Genomic DNA, 607 nt, shown 5'->3' on the forward strand with positions numbered 1-607 from the left:
TCTAGTCGCGTGAGCATTACTACCGTTCGATGAGAAGAAGGTGGGAATATGTCTCCAACTGCACAGGAATTGACTGAGGTCGAACCGATCTCGGATGCGAAGAAGTATGTGGCCGAAGCGGTGGGGACTTTTGTGCTCGTGTTCTCCGCGGTCGGAACTGCCGTATTCGCAGGGGCGAAAGTCGGCAATCTCGGAGTGGCCCTCGCATTCGGGTTGACCCTGCTGTTCCTCGTGTACGCGATCGGACCGATTTCCGGTTGCCACGTCAACCCGGCGGTGACTCTCGGCCAATTCGTGATCGGGCGCATCTCGGCCGTCAATGCGGCGATTTACGTTGTCGCGCAGGTGATCGGCGGTTTGGTAGCCGGCGTCGTGATCTACACGGTTGCGAACAGTCTTCCGGCGTACAACCGTGCTGCTGACGGACTGGGCGCAAACGGTTGGGGTGCACACAGTCCTTCGGCCGAGAAGAATCTTCTCGGCAACGTGGTTTCGGACGGTTACGGCATCGGTGCCGCCATGATAATCGAGATCCTGCTGACAGCACTGCTGGTGTTCGTCGTTCTCGCGTCGGCCAGTCCACCGGAACAAAATCCGGAGCGAGCTG

The 607-nt window shown here is 58.8% G+C and carries 1 protein-coding gene; it reads left to right on the forward strand.

The window, feature by feature from the left end:
- Positions 1-48: 48 nt before the first annotated feature.
- A partial coding sequence (locus EAH77_RS25040) for an aquaporin (RefSeq protein ID WP_140476154.1) occupies positions 49-607 on the forward strand: 559 nt, incomplete at its 3' end.

The sequence above is a fragment of the Ewingella americana genome (assembly GCF_006438725.1).
GTDB lineage: Bacteria > Pseudomonadota > Gammaproteobacteria > Enterobacterales > Enterobacteriaceae > Ewingella > Ewingella americana_A.